Annotated in this window: 7 protein-coding genes; 2 read left to right on the top strand and 5 right to left on the bottom strand. The window is 61.1% G+C overall.

The genetic code is table 11. The features are described 5' to 3' along the window. Nucleotides 1-124: 124 nt before the first annotated feature. On the top strand, nucleotides 125-400 hold the full coding sequence (locus ACXWUF_RS02145) for a twin transmembrane helix small protein (RefSeq protein ID WP_458493004.1): 276 nt from the start codon (nucleotides 125-127) through the stop codon (nucleotides 398-400). Between the two features lie 95 nt (nucleotides 401-495). Here the strand turns inward: ACXWUF_RS02145 and ACXWUF_RS02140 are convergent, their stop codons facing one another. From ACXWUF_RS02140 to gap, 3 genes are all read right to left on the bottom strand, one after another. Then, a complete protein-coding gene (locus ACXWUF_RS02140) occupies nucleotides 496-1,503 on the bottom strand; it encodes a class 1 fructose-bisphosphatase (protein WP_458493003.1) in 1,008 nt (335 codons plus the stop codon). 29 nt (nucleotides 1,504-1,532) lie between these two features. Further along, nucleotides 1,533-3,035, bottom strand: a complete 1,503-nt coding sequence (pyk, locus tag ACXWUF_RS02135) for a pyruvate kinase (protein ID WP_458493002.1) — start codon at nucleotides 3,033-3,035, stop codon at nucleotides 1,533-1,535. Nucleotides 3,036-3,120: 85 nt separating this feature from the next. After that, nucleotides 3,121-4,131, bottom strand: a complete 1,011-nt coding sequence (gene gap / locus ACXWUF_RS02130) for a type I glyceraldehyde-3-phosphate dehydrogenase (RefSeq protein ID WP_458493001.1) — start codon at nucleotides 4,129-4,131, stop codon at nucleotides 3,121-3,123. A 461-nt stretch (nucleotides 4,132-4,592) separates the two neighbouring features. On the opposite strand from gap, the gene ACXWUF_RS02125 reads away from it, so the two are divergent. Beyond that, the gene (locus tag ACXWUF_RS02125; protein WP_458493000.1) at nucleotides 4,593-5,816 is read left to right on the top strand and encodes a toxic anion resistance protein; all 1,224 of its coding nucleotides are present in this window, start codon (nucleotides 4,593-4,595) and stop codon (nucleotides 5,814-5,816) included. Nucleotides 5,817-5,897: 81 nt separating this feature from the next. Here ACXWUF_RS02125 and ACXWUF_RS02120 read toward each other — a convergent pair whose 3' ends face one another. Together ACXWUF_RS02120 and ACXWUF_RS02115 are read right to left on the bottom strand one after the other, a co-directional pair. After that, the gene (locus ACXWUF_RS02120) at nucleotides 5,898-7,340 is read right to left on the bottom strand and encodes a sensor histidine kinase (protein WP_458492999.1); all 1,443 of its coding nucleotides are present in this window, start codon (nucleotides 7,338-7,340) and stop codon (nucleotides 5,898-5,900) included. A gap of 126 nt (nucleotides 7,341-7,466) precedes the next feature. Next, complete coding sequence (locus ACXWUF_RS02115; protein ID WP_458492998.1) at nucleotides 7,467-9,902, bottom strand: phosphoketolase family protein; 2,436 nt, start codon at nucleotides 9,900-9,902, stop codon at nucleotides 7,467-7,469. Nucleotides 9,903-10,089 lie beyond the last annotated feature (187 nt).

Raw genomic sequence — 10,089 nt, 5'->3', positions numbered from 1 at the left:
TTGACGAATACCGCGAGGACAGCCAAGAAGCCTAGCGAGGCTTTCCAATGGGGTTTGAAGCTATAATCCCGCACATTCACCTCGCGCCGGCAGCCCGCCGTGGTCCGCCGGATTTACTTCACGATTGGGCGGACTTCCCTTGAAAATCTTCATCTTGCTTGTACTCCTGGCCATCGTCGGCAATCTGGGTTCGGCGCTTTATTATCTCTTGAAAGACAAAAACCGCTCGCCGCGCACGGTTAGAGCTTTGACGTACCGTATCGGTTTGTCCATCGCGCTGTTTTTGTTGCTGATCTTGGCGTTCGGGTTGGGCTGGATTCAGCCCCATGGGCTTCGGGGCGGGGCGGGGCCGCGTCCGCCGGTTATTTCGCCCGAGCCGCTGGAAGCACCGAAAAAATAACGGATTCTTTCGAACAGCAAAAAGCCCGGCTCTTCCGAGACCGGGCTTTTTGCTGGGTGTAGGCCGGGCTTAAGCCCGACCTACAACCGAGGCTGTTACTGGGCGTCGGCTTCCAAGTGATAGCGCACCACGCGCTCCACTTCGTTCTTGGAACCCAGGATCACCGGCACCCGCTGGTGGATGCTGCTCGGCTGGATGTCCATGATGCGCTCGCGGCCCGTGGAGGCCACGCCGCCCGCCTGTTCGACGATGAAACCCATGGGATTGGCTTCATACAGCAGGCGTAACCGGCCACCTTTCTTGATCAACTTTTCATCCATCGGATAGGTGAACAAGCCGCCGCGCATCAACACGCGGTAGACCTCGGACACCATCGACGCCAGCCAGCGCATGTTGAAATCCTTCTCCCGGCCACCGGACTTGCCCGCGACGCACTCGTCCACATAGCGGCGCATCGGCGCTTCCCAGAAGCGGTGGTTCGACATGTTGATGGCGAATTCGGAGGTGTCCTCGGGAACCCGGATGTTGGGGTGGGTCAGGACGAATTCGCCGATGTTGCGGTCCAGGGTGAAGCCGTTCACGCCGTTGCCGGTGGTCAGGATCAGGATCGTGGTGGGGCCGTAGATGCAGAAGCCCGCCGCTACCTGCTGAGTACCCGGTTGCAGGAAGTCCTCGGCCTTCGGGTCATCGTTCGGGGCCAGCAAGACCGAGAAGATGGTGCCGATGGAAAGATTCACCTCGATGTTGCCCGAGCCATCCAGGGGATCGAAGCAGATCAGGTATTTGCCGCGCGGATAGCCTTCGGGAATCGGGATGATTTCATCGTTCTCCTCGGAGGCCATGCCCGCCAAGTGGCCGGTCCAGCTCAGCGAGTTGATGAAGATTTCGTCGGAAATCACGTCGAGCTTCTTCTGTACCTCGCCCTGGACGTTTTCCGCCGTGCCGATGCTGTCGAGATTGCCCGCCAAGGCACCGCGATTCACCTCGTGGCCGATGCCCTTGCAGGCCCCGGCGATGTCGGTCAGCAACAGGGTCAGTTCGCCGGTGCCGCCCACGCGGCGCTGCTCGGCGATCAGAAATTGCGTTAAATGTTGGCCTTTCATGGTTCGCTCCTCGCGCTTAATTCTGGATTTTAAACCTTGTTATAGTCGGGGCATTGCTCCCGCCAGTCTTCTGGAGCCGCCGCCAACACCTCGGTGATGCTGGCGATTTTCATGGCGTTGGTGCCACCCGTGGTCCCAGAGAGATCGCCCTTGGTGAGGATAATCCTGTCTTCGGGTTCCGCCAACTTGCGTTGCAGAAATTCCTCGACGATGGCGCGGTTCAGGACAGCGTGATCGTAAATGCCCTTCTCGTTGAAAGGAACCGGGAACACGCCCCGCAGCAGGGTGACGCGGCGGCAGGTTTTCTCGTGGGAGGTGAACGCGAAGATCGGTATCCCTGAACTGATGCGCGACATCCACAGCGGCGTGGAGCCGGTTTCCGTCAAGGTGCCGATGGCCCTGACGCCCAGATGGTTGGCGGCGTACATGGCCGACATGGCGATGGTTTCGTCGATCTGGGTGAAGCCTTCGTGCAGGCGGTGCTTGGAGCGCTCGCGGGGATATTTTTCCGCTTCGACACAGACGCGGGCCATGGCTTCCACCGCCGAATCCGGGAAATCACCCGACGCGGTTTCCGCCGACAGCATCACGGCGTCGGTGCCGTCGAACACCGCGTTGGCCACGTCCGACACCTCGGCACGGGTGGGCAGCGGGTTGTTAATCATGGATTCCATCATCTGCGTGGCGGTGATGGCCACCTTGTTCATGGTGCGGGCCAGCCGGATCATATGCTTCTGCACATGGGGCAGGCGAGCGTCGCCGATTTCCACGCCCAGGTCGCCACGGGCCACCATGATGGCGTCGGACGCCTCAATGATGCCTTCCAGCGTGCCGTCCTCAATGGCCTCGGCCCGCTCGACCTTGGCGATCAGGCCCATGTCGCTGCCGGCTTGGCGCAGCAGTTCGCGGGCCTCCTCCATGTCCACCTTGGAGCGGGGGAACGAAATCGCCAGATAGTCGGCGCCGATGGAGACCGCCGTTTTCAGGTCTTCCTTGTCCTTGTCGGTGAGGGCCGGGGCGGACAGGCCACCGCCTTGCTTGTTGATGCCCTTGTGGTTGGACAAGACGCCGCCGACCACGACGGTGCAACTGACCCGGGTTCCGATCACGGAGTCCACCTGCATGGCGATCAGCCCATCGTTGAGCAGCAGCATGTCGCCGGCCTTCACATCGCGGGGCAATTCCTTGTAATCGCAGCCGACCTGGGTCTCGTCGCCCACGTCCCGAGGCAGGGCGGTGTCCAGATCGAACTTCTGGCCCCGTTGCAGCGTCACCTTGCGGTCGTCCTTGAAGCGGGCCACGCGGATCTTCGGCCCCTGAAGGTCGGCCAGAATCGCCACATGGCGCTTCAACCGCTTGGAAATCTCCCGGACCCGCTCGGCGCGCATACGATGCTCATCGGCGGTGCCGTGGGAAAAATTGAGCCGGATCACGTCAGCCCCGGCCCGCAGGACTTTTTCCAGCATCTCGGGCGATTCCGAGGCCGGACCCAAGGTCGCAATGATCTTGGTTCTACGGAAAACCTTATTCATAACAAAGTCATTTCCTGGAAATGCGTGGGGCCACGCTTAGGTGGCCCCACGGGTGGAACAATTTACAACCGGACAGCCTTAACGTTTATTTGGCGCTCATCAAGGCCACGGTGGTATCCAACATGCGGTTGGAGAAGCCCCACTCGTTGTCGTACCAGGACAGCACCTTCACCAGGTTGCCGATGACCTGGGTCTGGGTGGAGTCGAAGTTGGAGGAGGTGGTGCTGTGGTTGAAGTCGCTGGAGACCAGCGGCTCGACGTTGTAGCCGAGGATGCCTTTCAGGTAGCCTTCGGAGGCTTCCTTGAGGATGGCGTTGACCTCGTCCTTGGTGGTCTCGCGGCCAGCGATGAAGGTCAGGTCCACCACGGAGACGTTGGGGGTCGGGACGCGGATGGCGAAGCCGGACAGCTTGCCGTTCAGTTCCGGCAGCACCAGGCCGACGGCCTGGGCGGCGCCGGTCTTGGTGGGGATCATGTTCAGGGCGGCGGCGCGGGCCCGGTACAGGTCGCTGTGGTAAACGTCGGTCAACACCTGGTCGTTGGTGTAGGCGTGGATGGTGGTCATCAGGCCGGACACCAAGCCAATGGTGTCATTCAGCGGCTTGACCAGCGGCGCCAAGCAGTTGGTGGTGCAGGAGGCGTTGGAAATGACCTGATGCTCGGCCTTCAAGGTGTCGTGGTTGACGCCGAACACGATGGTGGCGTCGGCCTCGTTCTTGTCGGCGGGGGCGGAGATGATGACCTTCTTGGCGCCCGCTTCGATGTGCGGCAGGCAGCGGGCCTTGGTGCGGAAGATGCCGGTGCATTCCAGCACCACGTCCACGCCCATGGCGCCCCACGGCAGCTTGGACGGGTCGCGCTCGGAGAAGGCTTTGATGCTCTTGCCGTTGACGATGATTTCGCCCTCGCCCAATTCGACGGTGCCCTTGAAGGGACCATGCACGGTGTCGTGCTTGGTCAGGTGGGCGTTGATCTTGGCGTCGCCCAGGTCGTTGATGGCGACGATTTCCACGTCCTCGCGGCCGGACTCGAACAGGGCGCGCAGAACATTGCGGCCAATGCGGCCATAGCCGTTGATTGCAACTTTAATCGTCATCGTGTTTTCTCCGAGAACCTTATTAGGTTAGTGTGCTTGATGGAAGAAACGGGAATCTCGCTGGCCCGATGGCTCCGGTTCAGCCTGACCGGAACGGACTCTGGGGTTTGGTGGCTATCTGGAATCGGCATGTCGGGCTTTGCACGGAAAAGCCGGGGCATTGCGATGGGTGGATGCTCCGGCTTTCCCTGAAAGATTTAGCCAGTGAATATAGCAAATTCAAAGTTCTCAAGTCCAGTTATTGAAACAAGCAGTTACGGGCGACACGGGGAGAATAAGCGGGGGTTTATGACAACCCGGAATACTCCTTATGATGGGCCTTTTACCAGTCCGTCGAAAACCATCTGTCGCTTGGCCGAAGTTTTCGGCATCATGCCCCGTTAACGGGGAAAACCGGCGCTTTCGGATAAATAATTCAGACCCAGCGTCTCCCTGTATCCACAACAAGTCGAGGAAAAAGTATGAGCACCACCACCGTCGAATTGACACCGTCGGAAACCCTGACTCCGCCCGCCCCCGTGGCACCGATCCAAACCGAGCAAGCCGCCGGGATGGTCAAGCTGGAGTCCACCAAGCAGGCCGAGTTGGATGTGAAGGTTGAGCAATTCGTCAACACCATCCTGAGCGAGCCGGTCAACAGCGAGGCGTTCAAAACCAAGATTTCCGGCGTCCACACCCTCGCCAACGAGGAAATCCGCGCCGCCGCCAGCATTTCCAACCGCCTCTTGGATCAGCCAGTCAAGGCCATGCACTCGGGCGTGTTCGACCAAGGCTCGAACATTTCCAAATCGCTCTTGGACCTGCGGGTGAAGATCGAGGAACTGGACCCGGTGAAGCAGGGCAACCTGCTCGAACCGCGCAAGCTTCTGGGCTTCATTCCGTGGGGCACCACGGCCCAGGACTATTTCCGGCAGTACCAGTCGGCGCAGACCCACCTGAACGCCATCATCGAATCGCTCTATCACGGCCAGGACGAGCTGCGGAAGGACAACGCCGCCGTTGAGGAAGAAAAAGCCAACGCTTGGCGCATCATGGAGCGGCTGGAGCAGTACGTGTACGTGGGCAAGAAGATTGACGCCGCCATCGAAGCCAAGCTGATCCAACTGGAAACCACCGACCCCGAGAAGGCCCGCGTGGTGAAAGAGGAATTGCTGTTCTACGTGCGGCAGAAGGTGCAGGACTTGCTGACCCAACTGGCCGTCACCATCCAGGGCTATCTCGCCATGGACATGATCCGCAAGAACAACCTGGAACTCATCAAGGGCGTGGACCGGGCCACCACCACCACCGTTTCCGCCTTGCGCACGGCGGTCATCGTCGCCCAGGCGCTCGCCAATCAAAAACTGGTGCTGGACCAAATCGGCGCCCTCAACGCCACCACCGGCAACATGATCGAATCCACCTCGGTCATGCTCAAGCAGCAGGCCGGCAAGGTCCACGAGCAGGCCGCCAGCGCCGCCGTCAGTCTGGACAAGCTGAAACTGGCCTTCCAGAACATCTACGAAACCATGGACATGGTGTCCAATTACAAGGTGCAGGCGCTCACGAACATGCAGAAAACCGTGGATGTGTTGAGCCAGGAGGTGGAGAAATCCAAGGTCTATCTGGATCGGACCCGGGCGGAGACGGTGAAGGAAGTCAGCACGTCGTTGAGCATGGCGTCGAGCGACGAGATACGGCTGTAAGAACTGTGGGAGTGGGCTTTAGCCCACGATAGTAACTCGCCCAATCGCGGGCTGAAGCCCGCTCCCACAGGTGCCCGGTCATCAACCGCAGCGGAACGGAATCGACAGCCGCACACAGGCACCATGCGGCTCGGCGTTGGCAAGGTTAAGCTGTCCGCCAAGGTCGCGCACGAAGCGCTGCACCATCGCCAAGCCCAACCCCGTGCCGCCGGGCTTTCCCGTGGCGAAGGGGCGGACACCGCTGTCCAGCATTTCCCGCGTGAAGCCGGGACCATCGTCGGACACGGTCAAAACAATACGCCCGCCATCCGGGCGCAGATCAATGCGGATCGTGCCCGGCTGTTTGCCCAAGGCCTGGGCCGCGTTCAGGATGAGATTGAGCAGGGTTTGGCGGAGGCGGCATTCCGGCAGCCGACACATCAGATGCTCCGGTCCCTCGACGCGCAATTCAATATCCGGCGGAATCTGGTAGCGGGTCAGGGACACCAACTCCCGCGCCATGCCCGACAAGTCGAATTCCCGCACTGGCGCAGGCGTGTGCTTGCTCTGATCCAGCAACTCATTGAGCAGCCGGGCCATGCGCTTGAGTTCCTCAATAATGATCGACACCCGCTCGCACTGCCCCTCGTCGGCAATCTCTTTGCGTAGGTTGACGCAACTCATTTGGATGCCCGCCAAAGGGTTGCGTAGCTCGTGAGCGATGCCCGCCGCCAGTTCGCCCACCGCCGCCAAGCGCTCGGTGCGGGCCAAGTCGGCCTGTTGTTCCAGCAAGGCGCGGGTGGCGGAACGCACCTCGTCCTCCAACGATGCCGCGTAATGGCGCTTGGCCTCCTCCAATTCCGCCAGATGCCGCACCATGTCGTTGTAGCTATTGAAGACCGGCAATAACAGCGGGTCGATCTTGCGGGTGCCGATGGGCGTGTAGTCCTCCTGGGCCAGCCGCAACAACAACTCCCGGAGATCATGCAGCGGCGCCAAGATGCGAAAGCGCAGGAACCACCCGACAATCAGCAAAACCCCCGTCGCGAAGGCGAACGCCAATTCGACCTCGGTGCGGGTGTCGGTGCCGATGTCATCCATCAAGGCCTCCCGCTGTAGGGTCTCCGCATCCATCATCGCGCTGGTGAGATTAAGCGCGTGCAACAGCTTGGCTTCCTGCTGCTCCGGCGTCGCCAGCGGCTCGGTCAGGGCGAGGATGGTGCGGCTCAATTCGCCCAGCTTCTCCGGCGTCTCGGGCGCGACGTGGTAGTCCTCGCGGGCCAGATCGGCGGTCTCGGCGGACAGGCGGGACAAGCGCCGGCCGTCTAGCTGCTTGTTATGGAAGATGAAGTAGTCGGCCAGCGCCGCTTGCAGGTCGGATGCCACCTGCTGGATGCGGTGGGCGTAGCTGACATAGGCGCGGGTGGTTTCGAAGCGTTCCAGATTGCGCCAGATCATGCCGCCAAGCAGCATCAGCACCAGCAACAACAGGCCCAGCACGGCCCAGCCGCGCTTGCGGGCAAAGCGATAGGGAAATGAATTCACGGGTGGCGGTGATTGAAATTGGGGTAAGGGATTATACGGCGTAAGGCTGTGGGAGCGGGCTTCAGCCCGCGCCAGCCGCGCCAAGCGTGGGCTAAAGCCCACTCCCACAAACCCACCCAGAGCAAATCAACCCGCCCACCGCCACGCCGTCGCTTCCGGCAAATCCGTCCCATGTTCATAGGCGTATTGTCGGCAAGCAAGCTGCTGATTCTTGAACTTTTCTTTGGCGTGAGCGCCCGCCACCCGGAGCCTCGGCACGCGGTCGATGACGTCGATGGCGAGGCTGAAGCGGTCAATCTGATTGCGAATCGCCAACTCCAAAGGCGTGTTGATATTGCCCTTCTCCTTGTAGCCCCGGACGTGCATATTGCCGTGGTTGGTGCGGCGATAAGCAAGGCGGTGAATCAGCCAGGGATAGCCGTGGAAGTTGAAAATCACTGGCCTATCCAGCGTGAACAGGCTGTCGAAATCCCGGTCGGACAGGCCGTGGGGATGCTCGGTCTCGGGTTGCAGCTTGAACAAATCCACCACGTTGACGAAGCGCAGCTTGAGATCGGGGAATTCCGCCCGCAGCAGCGCCGTCGCGGCCAGCGCCTCCTGTGTCGGCACATCGCCCGCAGCGGCCATCACCACATCCGGTTCCACGCCCTGATCGTTGCTGGCCCAATCCCAAATGCCGACGCCCTTGGTGCAATGGGCGATGGCGGCGGACATGTCCAGATATTGCAGATGGTTCTGCTTGTCGGCCACGATGACATTGACGTAGTTCTCGCTACGCAGGCAATGGTCGGCCACCGACAGCAGGCAATTCGCGTCCGGCGGCAGATAGATGCGCGTCACTTCGGCGCTTTTGTTCACCACCACGTCGAGGAAGCCGGGGTCTTGGTGGGTGAAGCCGTTGTGGTCCTGCCGCCACACGGTGGACGTGATTAGCAGGTTGAGTGAGGCGATTTTTTCCCGCCACGACAAATGGTTGCAGATGGACAGCCACTTGGCGTGCTGATTGAACATGGAGTCGATGATGTGGACGAATGCCTCGTAGGTGGAAAAGAAGCCGTGCCGCCCGGTCAGCAAATAGCCTTCCAACATGCCTTCCAGGGTGTGTTCGCTGAGCATTTCCAGCACCCGGCCATCGGGGGCTAGTTCGCCGCCGTCGCTGTCTTCCGGGAAATACTCGGCGATCCAGAATTTTTTCGCGGCTTCGTACACGGCCTGAAGCTTGTTCGAGGCGGTCTCGTCCGGCCCGAACACCCGGAAGCTTTGCGAATTGGCCCGCATGATGTCGCGCAGGAATACGCCCAAGGGCTGGGTGTTCCCCGCTTCAGATTGGCCGGGCTGTTCGACTGGAATGCCGTACTCGCGGAAATCCGGCATCCGCAGCGCCCGCTTGAGCAAGCCGCCGTTGGCGTGGGGATTGGACCCCATCCGGCGGCGGCCCGTCGGGGCGAGGGCGCGAATTTCCGCCACCGGGGCACCGTCGGCATCGAATAATTCCTCCGGTCGATAGCGGCGCATCCAGTCTTCCAACAACTGCAAATGGGCCGGGTTCTTCTTCACATCGGCGATGGGCACCTGATGGGCGCGCCAAAAGCCTTCGATCTTGTGGCCGTCGATCTCGCCCGGCGCGGTCCAGCCCTTGGGCGCACGCAGCACGATCATCGGCCAGCGGGGCCGTTTCGCTTGGCCGGTGCGGTGGGCCTCCTCCTGCGCGGCGCGGATCAACTCGACCGCATGATCCAAGGTCGCGGCCATGGCCTGGTGCATCGTGTCCGGGTCCGAGCCTTCCACGCACAGCGGCGTCCAGCCATAGCCCTCGAACAGCTTTTCCAACTCGTCATGACCGATGCGGGCCAGCAACGTGGGGTTGTTGATCTTGTAGCCATTGAGATTGAGGATCGGCAGCACCGCCCCGTCCCGCGCCGGGTTGAGGAATTTGTTGATGTGCCAGGAGGTCGCCAGCGGGCCGGTTTCCGCCTCGCCGTCGCCGACCATCGCCGCGACGATCAAATCCGGGTTATCGAAGGCCGCTCCGCAGGCGTGGGACAGCACATAGCCCAGTTCGCCGCCCTCGTGGATGGAGCCGGGCGTTTCCGGCGTGCAATGGCTGCCGATGCCGCCGGGGAAGGAGAATTGCTTGAAGAAGGCTTTCAAGCCCTCCGCGTCGAGGCTCTTGTCGGGATAGATGTCCGAGTAGCTACCCTCCAAATATACCGGACCCAACACGCCCGGCGCCCCATGGCCGGGACCGGCCAGGAAAATGGCGTCGAGATCGTATTTCTTGATGACCCGGTTCAGATGGGTGTAAGTGAAGGACAGCGCGGGGCTGGCACCCCAATGGCCGAGCAGGCGGTTCTTGATGTGTTCGGGCTGGAGCGGCTCGCGCAGCAGGGGATTATCCTTAAGGTAGATCATGCCCAACGCCAGATAATTACAGGCCCGCCAGAAGGCGTGGATTTGGCGCAATTGGTCAGCGTCGAGCGGGGCACCCGGCACCGTGGCGCGGGCGGGTCCGAAGGCGCTGATGAGGTTGTTCGGCTCGGGATGCGTGGAATCGACGGCCATGGGGAACCCTCCTCGGGATGTTGCGTGATTAACGGGTGATTTTGGATGATGAACGTGACGGGGCAATCCGCGATGAAAATTTCCCGCGATTATCTGTGGGATGGATGAAGGCGCACACCAAAGAGGCTGATATTCGGTCGGTTTCTCCGTGCGCCGTAACCCATCACTCCAAGCGGAGGCATGACGG

The sequence above is a fragment of the Methylomagnum sp. genome, assembly GCF_054333355.1.
Note: the sequence above shows the minus strand (reverse complement) of the source record. Positions and strands in the feature narration are given on the sequence as shown.